We start from the raw sequence: 25957 nt of genomic DNA, 5'->3' as shown, positions 1-25957 counted from the left end.
AGGGTCGCGAGGATGGCGAGGATGGCGGGGGTGGCGAGGACGAGGCCTTCCGGCAGGCCGCCCGAGTCCGCCCGCGCGAGCGCGTCGCCCGGGTCCGCCCGCGCGGACACATCGCCGATCAGCGCGTCAGATCTCCACCCCGGCAGCCGAGTTCGGCGCGCCGCAGGTCGACCGCCTGGCGCGCGGCGTGCGGCCCAGCGAGCACGGGCGGACCCTGCCACCGCACGCCGAGGCCGGACGAAGGACCGGAGCGCGGGGCCGAAGCCGCCGGGGGTTCACCCGCGGCCGCGCCCCCTCAGCCCCACCACTGCTCCGGAACGGCGGCTGCCTCCTGCGGGCCGTCCGGCCGCGCCGCGTCCTCCGGCGCCCCGGGCCCGGCCGTCACCAGCAGCTCGCCCGGCCCGACCTCGGCCACCCGGTAGCCGGACTCCCTGAGCACCACGGCGACCGCTCCCGTCATCGCCGTACGAATGCCCTCGGCCGGCGGCGACGCGTCCCCGCCCTCCCGCTCCGGCGCCTCGCCCGCGCCCTGGCCGCCGTCCTGGTCGGCCCCCGGCGACCAGCCGACCACCACGCCCTGGGGCCGGTGGCCGATCCGCAGGCCCGAGGGGCCCCGCTCGGTGTCGAACCCGGCACGGGCCAGGGCCGCTGTCACGTCCTCGAAGAGTTCCCGGTGATCCACCATTGGCGCAGCGTAGGCCGGGGACCGCGCCCTCCCCACGTACGGCGCGCGCCGAAACGGTTCACCGCCCCGACAACGCACCCGAGCGCACCATTCCCGGCCCGCGGGAGGCCGGTCAACGGGCCACCCACCCCCGGACGGGCCGACACGAGCGGCCGTCCGGGCCGATGGACGTGCACAGTCGGCCCCCTGCCGACAGCATGACAGAGTAAGCGCTCCATCACTTTGAGCAACGGGGCCAGCGGGTCGGCGGATCCGCGCGCCGGCGACCCCGGCGGCCCCGTATCGAGAGGTCCCATGATCACATCACTCCGCCGGCCGGCAGCTCCGCAGGCGGGCTCCCCGGTCGGTACGCAGCGGACGCCGGGGAGCCCGTCGTGAGAGCCGACCAGCAGTCGCGTCCGGGACCGGTCACCAGCACACGCTCGGCGCCCGCGAACAAGGCCGAGGCCCTCGCCGACTGGGCCGACGGCCGACTGGGCATCTACGCCCTGTCCAGGTCCAATCTGCGCAAGATCTTCCCGGACCACTGGTCCTTCATGCTGGGCGAGATCTGCCTGTACACCTTCATCATCATCATCATCACGGGCGTCTGGCTGACCTTCTTCTTCCAGCCGTCGATGGCCGAGGTGACGTACGAGGGCTCGTACATCCCGCTCCGGGGCATCCTGATGTCCGAGGCGTACGCGTCGACGGTCGACATCAGCTTCGACATCCGCGGCGGGCTGCTGATCCGGCAGATCCACCACTGGGCGGCGATCGTGTTCGTCGCCGCGATGCTGGTGCACATGATGCGCGTCTTCTTCACCGGCGCGTTCCGCAAGCCGCGCGAGATCAACTGGATCTTCGGCGCGCTGCTGCTGTTCCTCGGCATGTTCGACGGCTTCATGGGCTACTCGCTGCCCGACGACCTGCTCTCCGGCACCGGCATCCGGTTCATGGAGGGCGCGGTGCTGGCCGTCCCGCTGGTCGGCACGTACCTGCAGTTCTTCATCTTCGGCGGCCAGTTCCCGGGCTTCGTGATCGTGCCCCGGCTGTTCACCGTGCACATCCTGCTGATCCCCGGGATCATGCTGGGCCTGCTCGTGGCCCACCTGATCCTGGTCTTCTACCACAAGCACACCCAGTTCGCCGGGCCCGGCCGGAAGGAGGAGAACGTCGTCGGCATGCCGCTGATGCCGGTCTACATGGCCAAGGCGGGCGGCTTCTTCTTCCTGGTGTTCGGCATCGTCAGCGCGATGGCGGCGATCGCCACCGTCAACCCGATCTGGGCCTACGGACCGTACCGGCCGGACCAGGTCTCCACGGACGCCCAGCCCGACTGGTACATGGGCTTCTCCGAGGGCCTGATCCGGATCATGCCCGGCTGGGAGATCGGCCTCTGGGGCCACACCCTCAACCTGGGCGTCTTCGTGCCGCTGATGATCTTCCCGCTGGTCCTGGTCGCCATCTGGGCCTACCCGTTCCTGGAGGCCTGGGTCACCGGCGACCGGCGCGAGCACCACATGGCGGACCGCCCGCGCAACGCGCCCGTGCGGACGGGCTTTGGCGCCGCCTGGGTCAGCCTCTACGTGATCCTGCTGATCGGTGGCGGCAACGACCTGATCGCCACCCACCTCCACCTGTCGATCAACGCCATCACCAACGCGGTGCGGATCGGCTTCTTCGTCGTCCCGGTGGTGGTCTTCGTGATCACCAAGCGGTGGTGCCTGGGCCTCCAGCGGCGCGACAAGGAGAAGGTGCTGCACGGCCGGGAGACCGGCGTCATCAAGCGGCTGCAGCACGGCGAGTTCATCGAGGTGCACGCCCCGCTCCCGCAGGGCCGGCTGTACACGCTCACCTCGCACGAGCAGCCGCAGCCGATGGTGCTGCCGGCCGAGGTGGACGAGAACGGGGTGGCCCGCCGGGCCGGCCTGCTCGCCCGGACCCGGGCGAAATTCTCGCGCGGCTTCTTCGGCCAGGGCAGCCAGATCCCCAAGCCGACCGCCGAGGAGCACGAGGAGATCACCAGCGGCCACGGCCACCACTGATCTCCGGCACCCCGTACGACCGGGCCCGCCACGCCGTCCAGCGCGTGGCGGGCCCGCCCTGTGCACTCACCCCGGCCGGCTCCGGAACGCCGCCGCCCCGGTCAGACCCGGAGCGCGGCCGGGACCGCCGCGAGCAGGGCGGCGGCGAGCGCCACCGAGAGGCAGAGCGCCGCCCAGCGCGCGCAGATCCGCCGGCACTCGCTGCGGTAGCGGGCGGCCAGCTGGCGGCACCGCTCCACCGCCCGGTCGACGACGTCCTCGGCGTAGCGCAACCGGTCGGCCGCATAGGCGCGTTCGAGGTCCTCCCGCTCGCCGGGCGACAACCAGGGGAACCGGCCCGCGAACGCCTGCGCGTCCCGCTCGGCCGCCGCCACCTCGGCCTCCCAGGCCAGATAGCCCTCCAGCCGGGCGATCTCCACCCGCGCGTCCACCCGGGGCCGTGCCGGCCCGGCACCCTTGCCCGGCCGAGCGCTCCGCGCTTTCGGCGGGCGCTGTCTGCCACCCATGACCGCTCCTTGTCCAGCACCGGGGCACCGCGGCGAGCCAGCACTGCGGCAACGGCGCGCACCTGTCGATTCGGCCGGCCGAACGCGCCGCCGGTGAAGACACCCGGCGGTCGATCGCACCGCAACCACGCAACTACTATCAGTGACCGACTGTGGCCCGCGGGACGACTCGCCGGTCCCGACCGGACGGCGGGGCGCCCGGACGCGGCCCTCGCGCCGGGCCGATCACCGCGGCGCCCCCCACCTCGGGGGCGACACCGGCCGGAAGCAACGGTCCGCCCGGGGCCGGGCGCGCCCGCACACACCCGAGGACAGCGGGCACCCTCCGCACATGGGCGTGTACTATCAGCGATCAAGGCGGCGCTCTGCCCTGCCGCCGGCCCGGCCTGCCCCGGCCCTCCCGGGGTTCGAACCAGGAGGTCAGCCATGCCCGATGCCGGTCGGTTCAGCGAGTTGGGCGAGCAGGGCTCGCAGGCGGTCATGGAGGCGGCCGCGGTGCTGGAACGCGAGCTGTCCGCCGGACTGGCGGAGGCGAAGGCGGCCGGCGACCGGCTGACCGGCGAACACCGCGTCGACCAGGAGGAGTTCGACCAGCTGGTACGCCGGGTGTCGGAGAACACCCACCAGCTGATCGACGCCGTCAGCAGCCGGCTGCTCGGCCACACCAGCGGCGACGCGGCCGAGCAGACCCAGCGGCTCGCCACCAACGCGCACGACGTCCTCGACCTGCTGCTCAACCTCAGCTCGCTGGCACCCGCGTTCGCCAACCGGTCGATGGACAGCACCTTCGGGCCCAGGCAGAGCCCCGCCGAGCACCCCGACGGGGCCGAAGGCCAGCACGGGTGACCGCCGCCGCCCGACCGCTCGCCGAGGCCACCACACTGGTCGAACGGGTGCTGGCCCGACACCGCGAGCGCACGGTGACGGAGCTGCTGCGCCACATCCCGGAGCAGAGCCCGCCGTACCTGTACGAGCTGGCGGCCGACTATCCGGCCCGGCCCTGCAAGGGGCTGCGGTCCGCGCTCTGCCTGGCCACCTGCGCCGCGTTCGGCGGCGACTCCGGGCGGGCGCTGAACCCCGCCGTCACGGTCGAGCTCTTCCACAACGGCTTCCTGATCCACGACGACATCCAGGACGGCAGCGAGCTGCGCCGGGGCGCGCCGACACTCTCCGCCGAGCACGGCGTCGAGGTCGCGCTGAACGTGGGGAACGCGACCAATCTGCTCGGCCTGCGGCGGCTGATGGCCAACCGGAGCGAGCTGGGCGGCGAACTGGCCTGGCGGCTGTTCGAGGAGACCGAGCTGATGTGCCGCCAGTCGCTGGAGGGGCAGGCCCTGGAGATCGCCTGGATCCGCGACAACGCCTGCGACCTCGTGCCCGCCGACTACTACCGGATGTGTCTCAAGAAGACGTCCTGGTACACCTTCCTCTACCCGTGCCGCAGCGGCCTCCTGGTGGCCGAGGGCGCGAGCACCGACGCCGCCCGGCTGGACCGGTTCGGCTGGTACCTGGGGGCGGCCTTCCAGATCCAGGACGACGTGCTCAACCTGATCGGCACCGAGGCGGACTACGGCAAGGAGATCGCCGGGGACCTCTGGGAGGGCAAGCGCACCCTGCTGCTGATCCACCTGCTGGAGCGCTGCACCCCGGCCGAACGCACCCGCGTCGTGCGCTATCTGAGCCGCACCCGGGCGCAGCGCGGGCCCGGCGCGGCCGAGGACGTGCGCTGGCTGCTGGACCGGATGGCGGCGTACGACTGCGTGGAGAGCGCCCAGCAGGCGGCGGCCGGGCTGGTGGCCGCCGCCGAGCGGGAGATCACCGAGGTGCTGGCGGCCGCTCCGGAGCCCGTCGAACCGACCGAGGAGGCCGCCGAGGCACGGGAGTTCCTGCTGGCCCTGCCCGACTTCGTGGTGGCCCGCGGGCGCTGACCCGGCCGCCCCGGCTGCGGCCACGCCCGTTGCCCCACCGCTCACTTCGCCTGCGTAAGATCCCCGACGCCGGTCCCCGTTCGGGGAACCGGCCGCGCGGCGATCGGCGTCACCGGGGATGACGCCGCGCTCGGGCGGCGCCGACGTGGGGGGTGGGGTGGCGGATGTCCGTACGATCCGGGCTGCTCGGGCTGGAGCGGCTGGCCCGGTCACTGCCGGCCGGTGTGGACCTGTACCAGCTGCGGCCGGACGGCCGCGTCCTGATCGCCGACCGCGACGGCGCCCGGGAGTTGGGCCCGGACCGCGCGCACGGAGCGGCCGGCGAGGAACTCCTGCGCTTCATCGACGAGGGGCAGTTCGCCCACTACCTGGTCGGTGACGCCAAGACCTCGCCCGAGCGGCCGTCCAACGCCACCTACAAGCTGGGCATCGTCGCCCCGCACAGCGCGTTCACCCCGCACGCCCACGGCGGCGAGCACCTGGTGCTGAGCCTGGGGCACGCCGCCTGCGGGCTGTACGACGCCGAGCGCCGCCGGGTGGTGGACGTCCCGCTGACGCCCGGGCTGCTGATCCGCATCCCCGAGCTGATGCCGCACTCGTTCGCCAACCGGGGCTCCGGGCCGCTCAACATCCTCGCCGCCAACACCGGGTTCGGCATCGACCACGAGGACTACGCGATCACCGCGGCCGAGGCCGAGCGCCGTGCGGACGACCAACTGGCCGCCGCCCTGCGGGAGGTGGAACGGAACCAGCGCGCGGGTACGGTCAGCACCAGAGAGCGGCTGGCCGCCCGGCTGCGCCGTTTCGCCGCGACGCTGGAGACCCCGCGATGATCTGCCCGCACTGCGACAAGAACCTGCTGCAGCGAAGCCGATCCGGGCACAAGTGCGGATACTGCGGCAAGCACTTCGCCCTGGACCCGAAGGTGGAGGGGGCCGGGCTGCACGACGTCCGGCTCCGCCGGCTCACCGGCAAACTCACCGGTGCGGGCGAACTGGTCTGCACGGTCGACCAGTTGCGCTACGCGACCGAGCGCCGCGGACGGCCCGCCCAGGCCTTCCGGGGGAGTAGGGGCAGCGCGGGCTGCCTGGGCGTGCTCGGGGTCGGCGCGCTGATCGGCGCCATGGCCCTGAAGGGCGTTCCGATCGCGCTGCTCGCGCTCGTCGGGGCCGCGCTGCTGGGGTTGGCCGTGCGCCAGACAGTACTCGCCGACAAGCCGGCGCCGCCCCGCGAGCACACCACGCGCTGGACTGCCGGCGCCTTCCACGACACCGTGGTGCCGCGGTGGAAGAAGGTCTACTCCGCCCTGCCCGCCGGGCTGATCGAGGACGCCCTGGTCCGCTCCGACCCGCCGGTGGCCGACCCGGCGTTCGTCCTGCTCTGCCCGGACCGGACCGTCACGGCCTTCCTGCACGCCAACCACTACCCGCAGCGTCACCGCGCGCTGCTCGTCGCCGACCTGCGCGCCGTCCCCCGCGGCCTGCCCGTCGTCGTCCTGCACGACGCCTCGCCGCAGGGCTGCCTGCTGGTCGCCGACGCCCGGGCCGAGCAGCCCGGCCGCCGGGTGCTGGACGCCGGGCTGCCGGCCCGCGCGGTGCTGGCCGCCGAGCACAGGTCCGTCGTGCTGCGCGACCCGTTCCGCTCCCCCGAGTTGCAGATCCGGCTGGAACGGGACGCCGGCTGGCTGAACTCGTCCGAGCTGGCGTGGTACGCCGACGGCTGGTGGAGCCCGGTGGCCGCGGTCGCACCCAAGCGGCTGATGGCGATCGCCGTCCGGGCCGCCGAGCGCGTCCTGGAACCACCCGCGCGCACCCCGGTGCAGAAGTCTCCGGTGGCGCCGGCGCGGCCGGAGGAGCCCGCCGAGACCCGTCGGCGGGCGCTCGCCGTCGGCTTCCTGACCTGGCCCGAGCCGAACGCCGAGCCGAAGGCCGGACCGAACGCCGGACCCAGCGCCGGGCAGCACCGAGAGGGCACCCCATGACCGTCCCGCCGCCACCCCGGCCCCCGCGCCGCCGGCCGCCGCGCCTGCTGCTGGACGGCGCCCTGACCGTCGCCGCCGACCGGGCCGGGGCACCCGGCGGCCTGCGGTACACCGAGCGCCAGCTGTACTACGAGCTGTGCCGCGTCCTCCAGCCGCTGCACTCCGGCCCGCGCCGGATCCCGTACACGCTGGCGCCGCCGGTGCGGTACGCCCGGTTCGCCGAGGTGCTGGCGGCCCGCCGCGCCGAACTGCCGGGCCTGCTGCCGCCCCCGGAGCCGGTGCGGCAGGTGGCGCGGCAGCCACGGGCCGGCGTCGAGAGCGACCTGTACGACTACGGGCTGCCCCGGCTGCTGGTCTGCCAGAGCCGGGAGATCACCGGGATGCTGATCGCCAACGACCTGCACCTGGAGGCCGCCTGCCCGGTCGTCGCCGCCGACCTGCCGCTCGATCCGCGGCTGGTCGGCGCCCTGGAGCGGGCCGGGGGCGCGGTGGTCCACGTGCTGCACGACGCCAGCCCGGCCGGGCTCGCCTGCTTCGAGCGGGTCCGCGGCGAACTGCGCGGGGCGGGCGGGCCCGGCCGCGCCGTGCGGGTCCGGTCGATGGGGCTGGTCCCCCGGCACGCCGCCGCCCTGCACCTCACCGCCGGACGCGGCCCGCAGCCGTACCGGGGCCCGCTGCCCGCGGGGCTGCGGCCCGGGGAACGCGCCTGGCTCGGCAGTGGCCGGACCGTCGAACTGGCCGCCGTCGGCCCCGCCCGGCTGCTGCACACCGTGATCCGCCAGGTCCGGGGCGGCGCCGCCGGCCCCCGGCGGGCCCCGGTCCACCACCGGGTCCGCGAGGCGCGGTCCGCCGGCTTCCTGACCTGGCCCACCGCTCGGCCCTCCGCCTGACCCTCCCCAGGAGGGCCCCGGACACCTTGAGGACTCCCGACCATGACGCAGCCACGCCACCTCGGCTACAGCGACGAACTGCTGGCGGACGGCACCGTGCACCGGCGCTACGAGGACGGCCGCAGCGAGTGGCGCCGGCGCGGCGCCGACCGCCTCGTGCACTGGCACGACAGCGACGGCCTGGCCGGCACCGACGAACCCCTCGGCAAGGACCTGGTCAAGCGCCGCCACACCGACGGCACCGTCCGCTACGGCCGTGACGTCGGCTACGGCCGGACGGTCTGGGCCCGCGGCGAGCTGGTCACCGTCAACCGCACCGCCTTCAGCGGCCGGCTCGGCGTCGTCCTCGGCGCGCTCGGGGTGGCCGGGGCCGCCGCCGTCGCGGTCTCCCAGTTCCCGCCCCTGGAGCTGAGCGAGGCCGAGGAGGAGCAGCTGCGCGAACAGGCCCGCGCCCAGGCCGCCGGCTCCTCCTCGGGCGGCGACGGCGGGGGCGGGTCCGCCGGCGACGGTTCCTCCGGTGACACCGGCCACGGCGACGACCCGAACACCGGCGGCGACGACATCGACGCCGACTTCGGCGGTGACTGGGACGGCTCCGCCGACGACGGCTGGGACGGCGACGACTTCGGCTGAGCCCCGCACGGCCGCACGCCCTCGTGCTCGTGCGCCCGTGCCCGCGAAACGGACCACGGCACCACCCGCCGAAATGCACCACCCACCGAAAGGCACCCCTCCCGGATGGCCCGCTGCTGCGCCTGCACCGGATCCGACACCGATCGGGCCCGCACCCACCTCGCCGCCCTGACCGGTGGCGCCCCGGCGCCCGCCCGGGCCGCCCTGATCGGCGGCGAGCCCGGCTTCGCCACCGGCCCGTTCACCGTCGACGGCGTCACCGCCGTCGGCGAGGTGACCCTGCACAACCGCGCCGAACTGCTCGCCCTCCTCGCCGCCGCCCGCACCCCGGCGCCCGACGACTGCCCCGACGGCGAGCTGCTGCTCAGACTCTGGCGCCGCCTCGGCGCGGACGGCGTCCGGCTCGCCGACGGCCTGTTCGTCCTGGTCGTGGTGGACGGCGCCGACCTCGTCCTGATCCGCGACCACGCCGGCGCCCGCACCGTCTTCTACGCCCGCGCCGACGGCTGCTGGGCCGCCTCCACCTCGCTGCGCGCGCTGCGGCACTGGCCGGCGCTCGGCACCGGCGTCAACCTCGCGGCCGTCCGCTCCTTCCTCACCTTCGCCTACCTGCCCGGCGAGGAGACCCTGCTGCGCGGAGTCCACGAGGCGCTGCCCGGCCGGATCCTGCGCCTGTCGGCAGACGGCGCGGTGCACCAGGAGCAGTACTGGGAGCCGGCCGAGCTGCTCCCCGCCGAGGCCGACACCCCACCACCCACGGAGTACGCCCGGCAGCTGCGCCTCCTCCTGGAACAGGCCACCGCCCGGCGGCTGCCGGCCGGCGAGGCCGTCGCGGTCCTGCTCTCCGGCGGCGTCGACAGCTCACTCGTCACCGCGCTGGCCGCCCGGCTGCACGACCACCCGGTGCACACCTACTCGATCAGCTTCGGTGACGAACTCCCCAACGAGCTCGGCTACTCCGGCCTGGTCGCCGGACACTGCGGCACCCGCCACCGGGTGCTCACCGTCTCCGGCGCCGAGGTCGCCGCCCGGCTGGCCGACACCGTCGCCCTGCTGGACAGCCCGGTCGGCGACCCGCTGACCGTCCCCAACCTGATGCTCGCCGAGGCCGTCGCGGGCGACGGCCTGACCGTCTCACTCAACGGCGAGGGCGGCGACCCGGTCTTCGGCGGCCCGAAGAACCTGCCGATGCTCGTCCACGAGATGCACCGCGACGACCCCGCGCCCGAGGTGCGGGCGGAGGCGTACCTGCGGTCCTACCGCAAGTGCTACGAGGACCTGCCCCGGCTGCTCACGCCCGCCGCACTGCGGGCCCTGGAGACCGCACCGCAGCCCCGCCGGTTCGTCGCCCCGTACCTGCGGCCCGGCCCGATGCACTCGCTGCTCAACCAACTGCTCCACTGCAACCTGCGGACCAAGGGCGCCCACCACATCCTCACCAAGGTCGAACGGCTCACCGCCTCGCAGGGCGTCCAGGGCCGCTCCCCGCTCTTCGACCGGCACGTGATCGACCACGCCTTCGCCACCCCGCCGACGCTCAAGCTCAACGGCACGGTGGAGAAGTGGGTGCTCAAGGAGGCCGTCCGGGACCTCCTGCCGGCAACGGTCACCGACCGCCCGAAGAGCGGGATGCGCGTCCCGGTCCAACAGTGGCTGCGCGGCCCGCTGCGCGACCTCTCCGGCGAGCTGCTGCTCGGCCGCACCGCCCGCGAGCGCGGCCTCGTCCGGCCCGAGACCGTCCGCACCTGGATGCGCCGCGAGGGAACCCTGCTGCCGCGCCAGGGCGGCAAGCTCTGGCTCGTCCTCACCCTCGAACTCTGGCTGCGCGCCTACGACCTGTGAACCCGTTCCGCGAAAGGCCCCCGCACATGGACCTGATCGACCCACGCACCGGCGCCGTCCGCGGCGCCCTGGAGCCGGCCCGCGCCGAGCGCGTCGCCGAGGCCGTCACCGCCGCCCGGCTCGCCACCGCGCCCTGGCGCGCGCTCACCCCGCGCGAGCGCGAGCGCCGGCTGGACGCCCTCGCGGACCTCGTCGAGCAGCACCTCGCCGAGTACACCGCGCTGGAGCAGGCCGGTACCGGCAAGCCCGCGGACGAGGTGACCGGCGAACTGCGCAACGCCGCCGACCTGTTCCGGTTCTACGCCGGCGCCGCCCGCACCGGGACGGCGCCCGCCGCCGGCCGCTACCTGCCCGGCCACGAGAGCTGGGTGCGCTGGGAGCCGATCGGCGTGGTCGGGGCGATCGTGCCGTGGAACTACCCGCTGTTGATGGCCGCCTGGCGCTGCGCCCCGGCGCTGGCCGCCGGCAACACGGTGATCGTCAAGCCCGCCGAAACCACGCCCGACTCGGTCGCGCTGCTCGCCGAACACGCGGCGCGGGTGCTCGGCGACGGCGTGCTGACCGCGCTGCCCGGCGACCGGGAGAGCGGGCGGCTGCTGGTCGCGAGCGGCGTCGACATGATCGCCTTCACCGGCAGCGCGGCGGCCGGCGCCGACATCGCCGCCCGGGCCGGCCACCGCCGGGTCAGCCTGGAGCTCGGCGGCAACAGCCCCGTCCTCGTGCTGCCCGACGCGCCGGCCCACACCTGGGCCGCCCTCGCCGAGGCCTGCACCTACAACGCGGGCCAGAGCTGTGCCGCGCCCGCCCGGGTGATCACCCTGGAGGAGAACCACGAGCAGGTCGTCACCGCCCTCGCCGCCGCCCTGGCCGAGCGCCGGGCCGGCCGGGACTTCGGCCCGCTCAACAACCCCGACCAGGCCGCCCGCTACGACCGCCTCCTCGGCGCCTCGGCCGCCAGGCGCTCGATCACCGCTCCCGGCCGCACCGACGGCCTGTGGCGCCGGGCCACCCTGCTCGCCGACTTGCCCGACGACGATCCCGCCGTACTGGAGGAGGCCTTCGGCCCGCTGCTGACCGTCCAGCGCGCCGCCACCCCGGAGGACGCGCTCGCCCTCGCCAACGGCGTCCCGCAGGCCCTCGCCGCCAGCGTCTGGACCACCGACCTCACCGCCGCCCTGGACCTCACCGCCCGCCTGCACGCCGGTGAGACCTGGCTCAACTGCCACCTGGTGCAGAGTGCCGAGCTCCCCCACAGCGGCCGCGGCGCCTCCGGCCACGGCACCGACCTGTCCGCCCTGGCCCTCCAGGAGTACCAGCGTCCCAAGACGGTGACGGTCCGGCTCTGAGTGGCCCGGCTCTGAGCGGCCCGGCCGGAGCGTCCTCCGGCCGGCCCGGGCTGAGTACTTCGCGCACCCCGAACTGAGTACCCGTCCGCTGCCCCGGGCCGGCCCGGGCGGCCATGATCGGGTCATGACCGAGACCGCCTCCGGGCCCCGCGCGAACTGGCGTCGCGCTCCGCTGGCCTCCACCCTGGTGACGGGGTTCTGCCTGCTGTTCGTCGTCCCGCTGCGGGGGCTGGCGGAGATGGCCACCGATCCGTGCTTCGGGCCCGGCTCCTGCCCGGCCACCAAGTCCCAGCTGGCGCTCTCCGACCACCTGCTGCTCATCACGGTGGCGCTGATCGTGCTGCAGTGGCCGGTGGCGTACCTGCTGCGGCCGGCCCGGATCTGGGCGGCGCTGGCGCCGATGGCGACGCTGCTGTCGGTGGTGGCCGTGATCTTCAGCATCAACCCGGGGACCTGACCGTCAGGCGAAGGCCGACGGCCGGCCGAGGGCGACCAGGCGGTGGTCCTTCGTCCCGACGTAGATCCGGCCCTTGCCGGTGGCCGGCACCGAGAACTTGCTGACCGTGCCGAGCGGGAAGGAACGGCGCAGCTTCAGCGTGCCGCCGACCGGTACGGGATCGTAGGCGCGCAGCTCGCCGCCCTCGCCGTACTGGCCGGTGCCGGACCAGATCACCCAGACCAGGGCGGAGCCGGAACGGGCGCCGTCGGAGGTGACGACGGGTGAGCCGGACATCTTGAGGAAGTCCTCCGCGCTGGTGCCGGCGCTGGTCAGCTGCGGGGTCCCGGCGGAGGTGACGGAGTACTTGAGGGCGCGCAGCTTGCCGTAGTTCTCGACGGTGTAGACGTAGCCGCCGTCGCCACCCCAGACCGCCGGGTGGCCCCAGACGCCGCCGTACGGGCCGGTGATGCCGACGGCCTTGTCGGTGCCGCCGGGGCCCTGGCCCATGCCGCCGAGGTCGTCGCGGTCGAGCAGGAAGATCCGGCCGTCCTTGCCGACCTGGACCAGCAGGCGGGGGTGGGCGGGGGTGCCGAAGCGGTCGGCGGGGAGGGCGACCGGGCCGCCGGAGCCGAGGTCGGTGTCCCGCTTGTCGAGGGTCGCGTTGTTGGCGGGGCTGAAGAAGTCCTTCGGGGTGAAGCCGCCGGCGCCGTCGACGGCGAAGCGGATCACCGATTCGCCCAGGCCGCCGGGCGGCCTGGAGCCGGGCCCCTGGGCGGGTGAGGCGCCGGCGCCCTGGCCGTTGGCGGTGGTGAGGACGATCCGGCCGGGGCCGTCCGAGACCAGCCCGCTGCCGGCCATCCAGATGGAGGCCCGCTGGGTGTCGGAGCCGGCGACCGTCGACCAGAGGGTGAGCTTGCGGGTACGGGTGTCGAGGCCGGCCAGGGTGCCGATGTAGTCGCCGATGCCGCAGAGCGAGCCGAAGCCGAAGTAGACGTGTCCGTCGAGCAGCAGCAGCCCGGGCCGTTGAAGCGAGCGGTAGGCGTTGAACGGCTTGCCGGGGGCGTTCACCGGGTCGCCCTGCACCGTCACCGGCCAGCCGCTGCGTTCGGCGCCGGTCTGCGCGTCGACGGCGTGCACGTAGTAGTGGGGGTGCTTGTCGTCCGGGCCGTCGTCGACCTTGCTGGTGAGGTAGACGGTGCCGGTGGCCGGGTCGTACACGGGGGTGGAGGTGGTGCCGACGTTGGGGCCCGGGTCCGAGCAGCCGATCGCGGCGGAGGCCCAGGCCGGGCCCATCGCGCGATGCCAGGTGATCTTCCCGGTGGCGGCGTCGACGCCGTAGACGTGGATGGTCTCGGTGGCGACGACCACGGTCCGGCCGATGACCAGCGGCTGGGCGAACGCCTGGCCGTCGAGCTGGGTGGCGAAGCGGACACCGAAGTCGGACTTGCCGACCTCCTCGGGGGCGAGCCCCGGTTCGTCCTGGTCCCAGGCGGTGCGCTCGGTGGTGACGGAGACGGTCGTGACGTCCGCCCGGGCCACCGCGGCCGGGCGAGCAGGGCGATTCCGACGAGCAGGGCCGCCGCCCGGGCGTACGGTCTGTTGGTTCGGTTCATGGCGCCCATGCTTCGGGGGTGGCCGGGCGGCCACCAGCGGGCCTCGTCCAGTCGGCGGACGCGGCACCCGACGGCCGGCCGGGGTCGGCGGTAATTCGCCGGACAGCGGGGGTGCGTTGATCTACTGTCGACGCGGTACGCGCTACGGGGCGCGCGACGGCAGAGGGTGAGGCGCGAGTGCGGTTCGGAATCATCGGCACGGGTCAGGTCGGGCAGACCCTCGCGGACAAGCTGGTGGCGCTCGGCCACGAGGTGACGCTGGGTTCGCGGAGCAAGGACAACGAGAAGGCCGTCGCCTGGGCGCGGCAGGCGGGCCCGAACGGGCACCAGGGGACGTTCGCCGACGCGGCCGGCTTCGGGCAGGTGGTGCTGAACGCCACCGGCGGCACGGTCGCGCTGGAGGCGCTACGGGCCGCGGGCGCCGAGCGGCTGGCCGGGAAGCTGCTGGTGGACGTCTCCAACCCGCTGGTCTTCTCCCCCGAGGGCGAGGTGACCCTGGACCCGGTGAACACCGACAGCGTGGGCGAGCGGATCCAGCGGGAGTTCCCGGACGCCCGGGTGGTGAAGGCGCTCAACACGCTGACCGCGCCGCTGATGGTGGACCCGGGCCGGCTGCCGGGTGGGCACAACCTCTTCATCGCCGGGAACGACGCGGCCGCGAAGGCCGAAACGGTCGCGCTGCTGGGTGAGTTCGGCTGGCCGGCGGAATCCGTCATCGACCTCGGGGACATCGCGGGCGCCCGGGCGACGGAGATGATGATGCCGCTCTGGCTCCGGCTGATGGGCGCCTTCGGCACGGCCGAGTTCAACTACTCCTTCAAGCGCGCCGAGTAGCCGGGTACCGCTGACGACGATGCCCCGCCCCTGCGGTGACCGCAGGGGCGGGGCATCGCGGTACCGCGGGGCCGCTACCGGGAGCCCGGGCCGGCCCCGGCGGGCACGCGCTTCTCCGGCTCGTCCTCGACCGGCTCCGGGGTGCCCCGGACCGGCCGGGGCACCCGCGTCTCCGCTGCCGGCCCGCCCGTGCCACCCGCACCGGCCACCCTGGCTGCCTCGGTGAGCGCCAGCAGGCGGTCCGCCTCGGCCTGGATGGCGTCCTTGTCACCGATCTCCGCGTCCGGCAGGGCGTCCGGCAGCAGGTCCTCGATCAGCCGCAGCGGCCGGTAGGCGAGGCCGAGCAGCCCCCAGACCGCCAGGACGGTGCCGACCAGGACGAGCAGCAGGCCCGCGCCGCGGCCCGGGCCGGTGCCGAGCACCAGGCCGACGGAGTCGGCGAGCGCACCGCCCGGCCTCATCAGCGGCTCGAAGACGTGGTCGGAGAGCGGCCCCGCGGTGAGGAAGCCGAGCGGCATCATCGACATCGCGAGCATCTGGTTGGTGGCCAGCACCCGGCCCTGCAGCTCCATCCCGACCTTGGTCTGGATCAGCGCCATCCAGTGCGAGTTGAGGATCATCAGCGCCGCCCAGAGGCCGAAGAGGCCGCAGGCGGTGAGTGCGGCCTGCGGGCGGCAGCCGGTCACGATCGCGGCCACCCCGACCACCGAGGTGAAGCCGATCATGCCGACCGCGCGCCGCCGGGTGCCGCCCCACAGGGCCATCACCAGCGCGCCGGTCATCGCGCCGAGGCCGCCGACGGCGGTGATCACACCGAGCTGCACGGCCGACCCGCCGGCCAGCACCATCGGGGTGACCAGCACCGTCGCGACGGCGAACAGGTAGTTGAAGACCACGAAGAAGACCACCATCGCGACCAGGCTGTGCCGCCGGACGATGTAGCGCCAGCCGGTGACCACCTCGCGCAGCAGCGGCTCCTCCTGCTTGTCGAACAGCGCGTCCGGGAAGCGCACCAGCAGCAGGCAGGTGACCCCGGTCAGGAAGGTCGCCATGTCGAAGAGCACCACACCGTGCAGGCCGATCAGCGAGACCAGCACGCCGCCCGCCAGAACGGCCATCATGTCGCCCGCACCGGTGCCCAGTTGGGCGAGGCCGTTGGCCTGTCCGAGGTAGCGTTTGGGCACCAGCTGGGTGATCGCGGCCAGGTAGGCGGGGCGCTGGAACGCCGAGCAGACCGCCCCGACGCAGGCCACCAGGTAGATGTGCCAGACCTCCAGGAGGTCGGCCCAGAGCAGGCCGCCGAGCGAGAGCATGGCGGCCGCGGCCACCGTGTCCGTGACGATCATGATCGTGCGCCGGTCGATCCGGTCGGCCAGCGCACCCGCGATCGGCAGCAGCAGGACGGCGGGCAGCACCGCGACCACCGAGATCATCGCGAAGTCGAAGGCCGAGCCGGTCCGCTGGTAGACCCAGACCCCGAGGGCGAAGGTGGAGAGGCTGGTGCCGATCATCGAGACGAACTGGCCGATCGCCACCTTGGCGAAGGTGCCCAGCTCGGCCCGGGCCGCCGGCCGCTTGGCCTCGACCTGCTCGGCCACCGCGCCGGTGGCGGTGAACTCGGCTACCACCCGAGCGAGTTCGTCGGCCTGGTGCTTGAGGAAGTAGTGCCCGGCGCGCGGGATCACGGCCAGGTCGACGGCGTCACCGAAGTGCTCCCACTCGGCGTACCGCTCCTCGTACAGCTGGGTGGCGCGGTCCTTCTCGCCGACCACGCAGAGGATCGGCGCGGCGATCCGCGCCGGGCGGGCGTCCCCGTACGCGCGGGTGTAGAACTCCTCGGCCTGCCGGACGTCGTGGCGCAGCGCCCGGACCAGGAAGTCCTGCTCGTCCTGGTCGTAGACATCGGTGAAGCCGCCCATGGCGCGCAGGTAGTCGAGATAGGAGCGGTTGGAGAGCATCCGGTCGCCGGGCAGCCGCTTGGCCATCCACTCGGCGAACCGGCCGGGCAGCCGGGCCGCCGGGAACGTCCCGCCGAGGGCGACGCCGCGCAGGTCGACGCCGGCCGCCTCCAGTCGGGAGCCGAGCGCGGTGGCGAGCGCGCCGCCGAGGCAGTGGCCGTAGAGCACCACCGGGCCGTCGATCCGCTCGGTGATCTGCTCGGTCAACCGGTCGGCCAGGGTGTCGAGTTCGACGAGGTCGTCGTCGGGCCGGCTCGGATCGTGGCCGGGCAGCTCGACGGCGTACAGGCGGTGACCGGCCGGCAGCGCGTCGGCGAGCGGCTGGAAGGTGATCGGGCTGCCGCCCCCGTACGGGACGCAGACCACGCTCACCTCGGCGGGCGCGCTGCCGCGGGTGAGCTTGTGCAGCAGGGTACGCGGCCCGGCGTCCCCGGTGCCGGCGGCCCTGGCGTCGAGCAGTGCGGCGAGTTCGCGGACGGTGGGGTGCTGGAACAGGTCGATCACCGAGAGGCCGCGGCCGATCAGCCGGACGGCGTGCACGGCGGAGAAGGAGTCGCCACCGAGCGCGAAGAAGTCGTCCGCCGCACCGAGTTCGTCGACGACCAGCACCGCCCGGTAGGCGGCGGCCACCTCGTGCTCGGTCGCGGAGGCCAACTCGCGGCCTCCCGAGGCCGGTTGGACGGCGACCGGCTCGGGCAGCGCGGCCCGGTCGACCTTGCCGTTGGCGTTCAGCGGCAGGGCGTCGAGCACGACCAGGGCGGCGGGCACCATGTAGTCGGGCAGCCGGGTGCGCAGCGCGGCCCGCAGCTCGGCCGGGTCGGGGGCGGCCGCCGGGTCGGCGGGCACCAGGTACCCGACGAGGGCCCGGGCGGTGCCCTCGCCCCGGGCCACCACGACGGCCTCGCGGACCTGCGGACGGCTGGTGAGTTCGGCCTCCACCTCGCCGACCTCGACCCGGAAGCCGCGGATCTTCACCTGGTGGTCGATCCGGCCGAGGAACTCCACGGCGCCGTCCTCCCGGCGACGGACGAGGTCGCCGGTGCGGTAGCTGCGGCGGCCGTTCACCTGGCCGAACCGCTCCGCGGTGAGGTCGTCCCGGCCCAGGTAGCCGCGGGCCACGCCGGCGCCGGAGACGTACAGTTCACCCGGGACACCGACCGGTACCGGGCGCTGCCGGGCGTCGAGGACGTGGGCGCCGACGTTGCCGAAGGGCAGACCGAGCGGCGCGGTGGCGGCGTCCCCGAGGTCGGCCGGGACGGCGGCGCCGAGCATCGACACCGTGGTCTCGGTCGGGCCGTAGTGGTTGTGCAGCAGCAGCTCGGGGCGGGCGGCGCGGATCCGGGCCACCAGATCGGGCCGCAGGGCCTCACCGGCACAGATCAGCAGCCGGCCGGGGAGGATCCCGCCGAGCCCGGCGCCGTGGGCCGCGAGACCCTCCAGGTGGCTGGGGACGAGCTTCATCGCGTCGATCCGGTGCGCGGCCGCGTAGCCGGCGAAGGCGTCCGGGTCGGTGGCCTGGTCGCGGGTGAGCAGGTGCAGGCAGCCGCCGCCGGTGAGCGCGCCGAACACGTTGGTGGTGCCGAGGTCGGCGGCGAAGGTGGAGACCAGCGCCCAGTTCCAGCCCCGCTGGTCGCCGCCGATCCGCTCGCGCAGCCCGTGCAGGTAGTTGCGGAAGTTGCGGTGCTCGACGGCGACGCCCTTGGGCGCTCCGGTGGAGCCGGAGGTGAAGACGAGGTAGCAGAGGTTGCCCGGGCCGACCTCGACCTCGGGGGCCGGGCACGGCGCCACCGGGGTGGTGAGCGGCTCCGGGACGACGACCGGCGCGCCGTCGACCCGGCCGGCCAGGTCCTCGGTGGTGACCACGGCGGCGGCCCCGGCGGCCGCCAGCAGCGCGCGGATCCGCTCGTCCGGGTACACCGGGTCGAGCGGCAGGTAGGCGCCGCCGGCCTTGAGGATGCCGAGCATGCCGACGACCAGGGCGGCCGAGCGCTCGACCAGCAGCCCGACCGGACGGTCCGGGCCGACCCCGAGCGCGCGCAGGCGGTGCGCCAACGCGTTGGCGCGGTTGTCCAGTTCGGCGTAGTCGAGGACCCCGTCGGCGCCGCGGACGGCCGGCGCGTCGGGGGTGCGCCGGGCCTGCTCCTCGACCAGGCCGTGCAGGGTGGCGCCGAGGTCCCAGTCGCGCTGGGTGGCGTCCCAGTCGGCGAGCCGGCGCTGCTCGGACGGGGTGAGCAGCGGCAGCTCGGCGAGCGGGCGGTCGGGAGCCTCCGCCATCGCGTCGAGCACGGTGGTGAGATGGCCCAAGAGCCGCCGGACGGTCGGTTCGTCGTACAGCTCGGTGCGCCAGATCAGGTCGGCGCTGAGTGCGCGGCCCTGGTCGACGACGGCGACGGAGAGGTCGAACTTCGCGGTGTCGGTACCGACCGGCCGCCAGTCGGCCCGCAGCCCGGGCAGGTCGAGGGTGGCCTCGGCCTGGTTGTGGACGTTGAGCATGACCTGGAAGAGCGGGGTGTGCGCGAGTTCGCGCTCCAGGCCGAGGGCGTCGATCAGCCGCTCGAACGGCAGGTCCTGGTGGCCGAAGGCCCCGAGCGTGCCCTCCCGGACCCGCTCCAGCAGCTGCCGGACGCTCGGGTCGCCGGAGAGGTCGGTGCGCATCGCCAGGGTGTTGACGAAGCAGCCGACCAGGGGCTCCGTCTCGCTGCGGGTGCGTCCGGCGACGGGCGTGCCGACGACGACGTCCTCCGCACCGGTGTAGCGGGACAGCACGGTCTGCAGGGCGGCGAGCAGGACCATGTAGACGGTGGTGCCGGTCTGCTCGGCGAGGGCCCGGACCCGGCGGGTGCGGTCGGCGCCGAAGTCGGCGGTGAGCCGCCCGCCCCGGGTGCCGGCCACGGCCGGCCGGGCCCGGTCGGTGGGCACGGTGACCGTGGCGGTGGCGCCGCGCAGGCGCTCCTGCCACCAGGCCTGCTGGCGGGCCAGCTCCTCGGCCAGCTCGGTCTGCTGCCAGTGCGCCACGTCGGCGTACTGGAGGGGCAGCGGCTCGAAGGCCGGTGCGCGGCCCTGCCGGCGGGCCGCGTAGGCGGTGGCGAGATCGGCGAAGAACACGCCGATCGACCAGCCGTCGGCGGCGATGTGGTGCAGCACCAGGCTCAGTACGGCGCCCTCGTCGGTACGCATCAGGGTGGCGCGGACCGGCAGCTCGGTGGCGAGGTCGAACGGGCGGCGGGCGTCCTCTTCCAGCCAGGCCTCCAGCCGAGCGGCGGCGGCATCGGCATCGGCGGTGGTGTCGGCGGTGGCGGTGGCCTCGGCGGTGGCGAGGCTGAATCGCGCGGCTTCCAGCAGTTCGGGCCGGACGTCCCCGTCGACGGTGGGGTAGACGGTGCGCAGCACCTCGTGCCGGTCGAGGACGTCAGTGAGGGCGGCGCCGAGGGCCTCCTCGTCGGGGTCGCCGACGAGGTGGAGGGCGAGCGGGATGTGGTAGGCCGCGCTGTCGGGCTCGTACTGGGCGAGGAACCACATCCGGCGCTGGGCCGAGGAGAGCGGCGCGGGGGTGCCTTCGGGGCGGGGTGCGATGCCCTGTCGGGGCGGCTCGGCGGCGCCGGCGTCCTTGGCGGCCTTCGCGGCCTTGGCCTTGGCGAGCCGGCGGCGGAGCAGTTCCTGACGTCTGCCCTCCTGGTCCGGCCGGTCGTCGGCGGTGTGCTGGTCGGTCATGCCTTCTCCCCCGTCAGTGCGCCGGTGGCGTCCTCGCCGCTTGGTGCGTCCTCGGTGCCGTCGGTCTCGGTCGTCTCGGTCGCCTCGTCGATGTCGTCGTTGTCATCGGTGTCGTCGATGTCGTCGAGCAGTCGGTCCTCTATTCGGCGTGCCATCGCGGCCAGGGTGCGGGCCTCGAAGACGGTGCGCAACGGCAGGTCGATCTCGAAGGTGTCGCGGACCCGGGCGGACAGCCGGGTGGCGAGCAGCGAGTGGCCGCCGAGCGAGAAGAAGTCGTCGTGCCGGAAGACCTGCTCCAGACCGAGGACCTCCTGCCAGAGGTCGGCCAGCAGCTCCTCGCAGTCGCCCTCGGGCAGAGCCCCGGCGCCGCCCGGCCGGGGAGCGGGCAGCGCGGCCCGGTCCACCTTGCCGCCGGGCGTCAGCGGCAGCCGGTCGAGCAGGACGAGCGCGGCGGGCACCATGTAGTCGGGCAGCCGCTCGGCGAGGGCCGCCCGCAGCGCGTCCTCCCCGACGGTGCCGTCGGTGACGGCGTACCCGGCGAGGACGGGGCCGGCCGGGCCGTCGGCCAGTCGGGCGGCGCCGGCGGTGACACCGGGGACGGCGGTCAGCGCGGCCTCGATCTCGCCGAGTTCGATCCGGAAGCCGCGCAGCTTGACCTGGGCGTCGGTCCGGCCGTGGTACTCCAGCCGGCCGTCCGCGCGGCGGCAGGCGAGGTCCCCGGTGCGGTACATCAGCGCGTCCGCGGGGCCGCCGGGCTCGGGGACGAAGCGCTCCGCGGTGAGGTCGGGCCGACCGTGGTAGCCGAGCGCGACGCCGTCGCCGGCGATGCAGAGCTCGCCGATGCCGTTGACCGGGACGGGCCGGCCACCGGCGTCGAGCAGGTGCAGCCGGGTGTTGGCGATGGGTTCGCCGAGCGCCACCACACCGCCGTGGGCGGCGAGTTCGGGGGTGACCCGCTGGATGGTGGACCAGACGGTCGTCTCGGTGGGACCGTAGAGGTTCCACAGCTCGCCGGTGCGCTTGAGCAGGGCCTCGGCGAGGTCGGCGGTCAGCGCCTCGCCGCCGCAGAGCGCGGTCAGCCCGGGTCTGCCGGACCAGCCGGCCTCCAGCAGCATCCGCCAGGTGGCGGGAGTGGCCTGGAGATGGGTGACCGCGCGCCGCTCCAGCCAGTCGGCCAGGGCGTGACCGTCGGTGGCGGTGGCGCGGTCGGCGATCTCCACCCGGGCGCCGGTGACCAGCGGCAGCCAGAGTTCCAGACCGGCTATGTCGAAGGTGACGGTGGTGACGGCGGCCATCACGTCGTGCGCGGTGAGACCGGGTACGCGGCCCATCGAGGTGAGGAAGTTGACGATCGCGCGGTGCGGGACGGCGACGCCCTTGGGCGTACCGGTGGAGCCGGAGGTGTACAGCAGGTAGGCGCGGTCCTCCGGGCCGACCGCGACGGCCGGCGCCCGGGGAGCCGCTGCCGCCTGCGGGCCGTCGACCAGGACGGTGGTCCGCCCGTCGAGCAGCTCGTCCCCGGCGGTGGCCCGCTCGGCGACCAGCAGGGTGACGCCGGCGTCGTCGAGCACCGCGCGGTTGCGGGCGAGCGGCTGGTCGACGTCGAGCGGCAGGTAGGCGGCGCCACTGCGCAGCACGCCGAGCAGGGCGGCGGGCAGCAGCCGACCGCGCCGGACGGCGACCGCCACCAGGGTGCCGGGGCCGGCGCCGTGCTCGGCCAGCAGGTGTGCCAGCCGGGCGGCCGTGGCGTCGAGTCCGGCGTAGTTGAGGACGCCGTCGGTGGCGGAGACGGCCACGGCCTCCGGGGTGCGGGCGGCCTGGGCGGAAACCAGCTCGTGCAGTCGGACATCGGGCAGCGGCGCCCCGGCGCCCTTCGCGGGCTCCCGCGCCGCCGGTTCGGCAGCCGAGAGCATCGCCAACTCGCCCAGCGGACGGTCCGGTTCGGCGACGGCGGCGGCGAGCAACGCCACCAGGTGGTCGAGCGCGGCCCGGACGGACCGCTCGTCGTAGCGCGAGGTGCGGTACTCGGCGGAGAGCAGCGGGCCCTCGGCCGGGAACTCCAGGAACAGCGAGAGGTCGGTCTTCGCCGTGCCGTTGCACACCTCGGCGACGAACTGCAGGCTGAGGCCGGGGAGTTCGACCCCCGCCATCGGGTGGTTCTGGACCGCGAGCAGGACCTGGGCGATCGGCGAGGCGGTCAGCCCGGTGGAGCCGCCGACCCGGCGGGCGTGCTCCAGGAACGGGAGGCCGCTGTGCTCGGCGGCGTCCAGCACCACCGGGCGCACGCGGGCGACCAGCTCGCGGAAGGTGTCGGTACCGGCCGCGTCGAAGCGGAGCGCGACGGTGTTGATCAGCGAGCCGAGCACCTCCTCCAGCTCGGGCAGCGGGCGGACCGCGAACGGGCTGAGCACCGCGAGGTCGGTGCGACCGGTGTAGCGGTGCAGCACGCCACCGAGCGCGGCCAGCACCGCCATGTAGAGGCTGGCACCCTCCTGCGCGGCCCAGCGCTCGGTGGTGCGGACCAGCTCGGCGTTGAGCCGGCGGGCGATCCGGCGGCCGGCGGTGTCGTGCGGGTCGGGGTGCGGGCGGTCGCCCGGCAGGTGCTGGTCGGCGTCGAGCCCGCGCAGCCGCTCGCCCCAGCGCAGCGCGCCGTCGCGGGCGGCCGCGTTGGCGCGCTCCTCCCACCGGGCGATGTCGGAGGACTGCAGGTCCGGCTCGGCGAGTTCGCCACCCTGGTAGGCGCGGCCGAGCTCGGCCAGCAGCAGTCCGGCGGCCCAGCCGTCCATCGCGGCGTGGTGGACGGTGATCAGCAGCTCGTGCCGGTCGGCCGCGGTGCGCACGGCGAGGGCACGCAGCAGTCGGCCCCCGGCGAGGTCCAGCGGCCGGGCGGCCTCGGCGCGCAGCGCGGCATCCAGCTCCTCCTCGCCGGCGCCGGTGAGGTCGAGCAGCGGGACGTCGACGGGGTACGGCGGGCGGATCTCGGCGGCCACGTCGCCGTCGCGGCCGGTGAGCGCGGTGCGCAGCACCTCGTGCCGGCGGACCACCTCGCTCAGTGCCCGGCCGAGGGCGGACCGGTCCAGCGTGCCGACGGCGCGGATGCGCAGCGGCACGTTGTAGAGCGGGGTGCCGGGCTGGACGGACTCGTGCAGCCAGAGCTCGCGCTGGAAGCCGGTGGGGCGGGCGGGCAGCGCGGCCTCCCGCACGGGCGGGGCCACGGAGGGGCGGCCGCCGCCGCCGTTGGCGACCCGTACGGCGAGCGCGGCGACGGTCGGCGCGGCGAAGAACTCGGCCAGCGGGACGCGGGTGCCGTACGCGCGCTCGATCCGGGCGAGCAGTCCGGCGGCGAGCAGCGAGTGCCCGCCGAGGTCGAGGAAGACGTCGTGCACGCCGACCTGCGGGACTCCGAGCAGCTGCTGCCAGAGTTCGGCGATCCCGGTCTCGACCCGGGTGCGGGGCGCGACGAACAGCTCCTCGCCGCCCCGGCTCCGGGCGACGGGCGGCAGCGCCCTGCGGTCGGTCTTGCCGTTGGGCGTCAGCGGCAGCCGGTCGAGCACGCCGACGGCCAACGGCACCATGTAACCCGGCAACGCGGCGGCGCAGTGGGCGCGCAGCTCGGCCGCGCTCGGCTCGGCGGCGCCGGGCCCGGGCTGGACGAAGGCGGCCAGGTAGGCGCCGGCCTCGTCGTGCTGGACGACGGCGGCGGCGGTCTCGACGGAGGGATGGGTGGCGAGCACCGCCTCGATCTCGCCCAGTTCGACCCGGAAGCCGCGCACCTTCACCTGGTGGTCGGCGCGGCCGTGGTACTCCAGCTCGCCGCCCGGCAGCCGGCGCACCAGGTCCCCGGTGCGGTAGCAGCGCTCGCCGTCCACGGTGAGGAACCGTTCCTCGGTGAGGTCCGGGCGGCCGTGGTAGCCGCGGGCGAGGCCCTCGCCGGAGAGGTACAGCTCGCCGATGCCGCCGTCCGGAACGGCGGTGCGCCGCTCGTCGAGCACATGGCCGGTGGTGCCGGGCAGCGGGCTGCCGATCAGCGGCTCGCCGCTCCCGCCCCGGCGGACCAGCGACCAGGTGGAGTAGACGGTGTCCTCGGTCGGCCCGTAGAGGTTGTACAGCCGCTCGACCTGCGGTTCCCCGTACACCTGGTCGGCCAGCCGGCGCGGCAGCGCCTCGCCCGCCAGGTTGACCACGCGGACGCCGCCCGGCAGGCCCCTGCCGCCGGGAGGGCCGTCCGCGCGCAGCAGCGCCGCCATGGCGCTCGGCACGGTGTTGACCAGGGTCACCTCGTCGCGAGCGGGCAGTTCGGGCAGCGCGAGGACGTTCTCGGCGACCACGACCGTGCCGCCGACGGCGAGCGGGAAGAACACCTCGTAGACCGAGATGTCGAAGCAGACCGAGGTGCCGAACAGCACGCCGGCGACGTCGGCCGGGCCGTAGGTCCGCGCGGCCCAGCGGAGCATCGCGTTGACGCCGCGCTGGGTGACCGCGACGCCCTTGGGCCGGCCGGTGGAGCCGGAGGTGTAGAGGACGTAGGCGAGGGCGTCGGCGCCGCCGCCCGGGGCGAGCGGCGCGCGGGGGCTCTCGGCGTCGGTGTACAGCAGGGTCGCGCCCGAACCGGCCAGCAGGTGCTCGTGCGCGCGGTCGGTGAGGACGACGGGCGCCTGCGCGTCGCCGATCACCAGCTCCAGCCGGTCCTGCGGGTAGGCCGGGTCGAGCGGCACGTACGCACCACCCGCGCGCAGGACCGCCAGTAGCGCGATCACGAGGTCCGCCGTCCGCGGGAGGCAGATCGCCACCAGGGTCTCGGCGCGCACGCCGGCGGCCGCCAGTCGGCCGGCCAACGCGTCGACGGCGGAGGAAAGTTCACGGTAGGTCAGACGGCGGTCGCCGTCGATCACCGCCGTGGCCCCGGGTGTCCGGCCGGCCTGTGCGTCGACCAGATCGGCCAGCGATGCCGTCGGATCCGGTGGAGGAAGTTCCGTCGAACTCATCAACTCTCCTGAGGGATGGCCCTGCGCCGACTTGTGGTCGGCTGGAAATGGGCGGTGTGCCCTCGGAGATGGTGGGGTAAAGGCCCACCGGATGACCAGCATATTCCGCCACTCGTTCGATATGCCGGAAAGGTCACCTGCCCATCACCACAGAGCGGTACGACGATGTGACGGTTCGTCGACGATTTCCTGCGGATTGTCGAGGCCCGTGACAAGGGACGCGCGCTGCCGATACGGTTTTCGTACCAGCCGACGTGGCGTCAGCTCCGAGGGGCGTACGGGCGCTTCGGCGCCAGCACCCTTGACCTGACCTTGTCATTTGCTCGGACGGCGACCCGGGCAGCGACCCTGCCGGCGACCGCCACGCGCGGCTCGTTCGCCCCGCTCCGACTCCGGCCCCGACTCCCACATGGCAGGCCTCGTCGTCACGGACCGCACACGGCTCACGTCGGCCCCCGCGCCCCGCGGGCGTCCCACCCCGACACCGACACCGACACCGGAGGATTCCCGGAGGACCCGGGCACCCGCCACCCGGCGGAGCGCCAGAGCGACGGGCGGAGACGACGGGCCGGGGCGAGG

The 25957-nt window shown here is 74.7% G+C and carries 16 protein-coding genes; 11 read left to right on the top strand and 5 right to left on the bottom strand.

All coding sequences use genetic code 11. The annotated features are described in order from the left end of the window. Positions 1 to 295: 295 nt before the first annotated feature. Complete coding sequence (locus AB0J08_RS24080; protein ID WP_360637866.1) at positions 296 to 685, bottom strand: hypothetical protein; 390 nt, start codon at positions 683 to 685, stop codon at positions 296 to 298. Positions 686 to 1059: 374 nt separating this feature from the next. Between AB0J08_RS24080 and AB0J08_RS24075 the strand changes: the two genes are divergently transcribed. Beyond that, positions 1060 to 2712: a ubiquinol-cytochrome c reductase cytochrome b subunit gene (locus AB0J08_RS24075; protein WP_360637863.1), complete on the top strand. Its 1653-nt coding sequence runs from the start codon at positions 1060 to 1062 to the stop codon at positions 2710 to 2712. Between the two features lie 101 nt (positions 2713 to 2813). On the opposite strand, the gene AB0J08_RS24070 is transcribed toward AB0J08_RS24075, so the two are convergent. Next, entirely contained in the window at positions 2814 to 3218 is a 405-nt protein-coding gene (locus tag AB0J08_RS24070) for a hypothetical protein (protein WP_360637860.1), read from the bottom strand. A gap of 426 nt (positions 3219 to 3644) precedes the next feature. On the opposite strand from AB0J08_RS24070, the gene AB0J08_RS24065 reads away from it, so the two are divergent. From AB0J08_RS24065 to AB0J08_RS24025, 9 genes are all read left to right on the top strand, one after another. After that, a complete protein-coding gene (locus AB0J08_RS24065; RefSeq protein WP_360637857.1) occupies positions 3645 to 4064 on the top strand; it encodes a hypothetical protein in 420 nt (139 codons plus the stop codon). After that, the gene (locus tag AB0J08_RS24060) at positions 4061 to 5146 is read left to right on the top strand and encodes a polyprenyl synthetase family protein (RefSeq protein ID WP_360637854.1); all 1086 of its coding nucleotides are present in this window, start codon (positions 4061 to 4063) and stop codon (positions 5144 to 5146) included. Before AB0J08_RS24065 ends, AB0J08_RS24060 begins: the two co-directional genes overlap by 4 nt. Positions 5147 to 5310: 164 nt before the next feature. Continuing rightward, positions 5311 to 5979 carry a cupin domain-containing protein gene (locus AB0J08_RS24055; RefSeq protein WP_360637851.1) on the top strand — a complete coding sequence of 223 codons (669 nt, stop codon included), beginning with the start codon at positions 5311 to 5313 and terminating at the stop codon, positions 5977 to 5979. Continuing rightward, positions 5976 to 7127 (top strand): hypothetical protein, encoded by a 1152-nt coding sequence (locus tag AB0J08_RS24050; RefSeq protein WP_360637848.1) that lies wholly within the window; start codon positions 5976 to 5978, stop codon positions 7125 to 7127. Before AB0J08_RS24055 ends, AB0J08_RS24050 begins: the two co-directional genes overlap by 4 nt. Next, positions 7124 to 8017 (top strand): hypothetical protein, encoded by an 894-nt coding sequence (locus AB0J08_RS24045; RefSeq protein WP_360637845.1) that lies wholly within the window; start codon positions 7124 to 7126, stop codon positions 8015 to 8017. The genes AB0J08_RS24050 and AB0J08_RS24045 overlap by 4 nt, the downstream gene beginning before the upstream one ends. A 42-nt stretch (positions 8018 to 8059) precedes the next feature. Further along, on the top strand, positions 8060 to 8650 hold the full coding sequence (locus AB0J08_RS24040) for a hypothetical protein (RefSeq protein ID WP_360637842.1): 591 nt from the start codon (positions 8060 to 8062) through the stop codon (positions 8648 to 8650). 105 nt (positions 8651 to 8755) lie between these two features. Then, entirely contained in the window at positions 8756 to 10492 is a 1737-nt protein-coding gene (locus tag AB0J08_RS24035; protein ID WP_360637839.1) for an asparagine synthase C-terminal domain-containing protein, read from the top strand. 26 nt (positions 10493 to 10518) lie between these two features. Continuing rightward, on the top strand, positions 10519 to 11838 hold the full coding sequence (locus AB0J08_RS24030) for an aldehyde dehydrogenase family protein (protein WP_360637836.1): 1320 nt from the start codon (positions 10519 to 10521) through the stop codon (positions 11836 to 11838). A gap of 124 nt (positions 11839 to 11962) precedes the next feature. After that, positions 11963 to 12295, top strand: a complete 333-nt coding sequence (locus tag AB0J08_RS24025) for a hypothetical protein (RefSeq protein ID WP_360637833.1) — start codon at positions 11963 to 11965, stop codon at positions 12293 to 12295. A 3-nt stretch (positions 12296 to 12298) separates the two neighbouring features. Here the strand turns inward: AB0J08_RS24025 and AB0J08_RS24020 are convergent, their stop codons facing one another. Continuing rightward, positions 12299 to 13816, bottom strand: a complete 1518-nt coding sequence (locus AB0J08_RS24020) for a PQQ-binding-like beta-propeller repeat protein (protein WP_360637830.1) — start codon at positions 13814 to 13816, stop codon at positions 12299 to 12301. Between the two features lie 251 nt (positions 13817 to 14067). Between AB0J08_RS24020 and AB0J08_RS24015 the strand changes: the two genes are divergently transcribed. Further along, positions 14068 to 14724: an NAD(P)-binding domain-containing protein gene (locus tag AB0J08_RS24015; protein WP_360637827.1), complete on the top strand. Its 657-nt coding sequence runs from the start codon at positions 14068 to 14070 to the stop codon at positions 14722 to 14724. A gap of 74 nt (positions 14725 to 14798) precedes the next feature. Here the strand turns inward: AB0J08_RS24015 and AB0J08_RS24010 are convergent, their stop codons facing one another. Continuing rightward, positions 14799 to 20393 carry an amino acid adenylation domain-containing protein gene (locus AB0J08_RS24010; RefSeq protein ID WP_360637824.1) on the bottom strand — a complete coding sequence of 1865 codons (5595 nt, stop codon included), beginning with the start codon at positions 20391 to 20393 and terminating at the stop codon, positions 14799 to 14801. Then, on the bottom strand, positions 20390 to 25378 hold the full coding sequence (locus AB0J08_RS24005) for an amino acid adenylation domain-containing protein (protein WP_360637821.1): 4989 nt from the start codon (positions 25376 to 25378) through the stop codon (positions 20390 to 20392). The genes AB0J08_RS24010 and AB0J08_RS24005 overlap by 4 nt, the downstream gene beginning before the upstream one ends. Between the last annotated feature and the right edge of the window lie 579 nt (positions 25379 to 25957).

The sequence above is a fragment of the Kitasatospora sp. NPDC050463 genome (assembly GCF_040655255.1).
Lineage (GTDB): Bacteria > Actinomycetota > Actinomycetes > Streptomycetales > Streptomycetaceae > Kitasatospora.
This window is presented reverse-complemented; position numbering and strand designations above follow the sequence as displayed.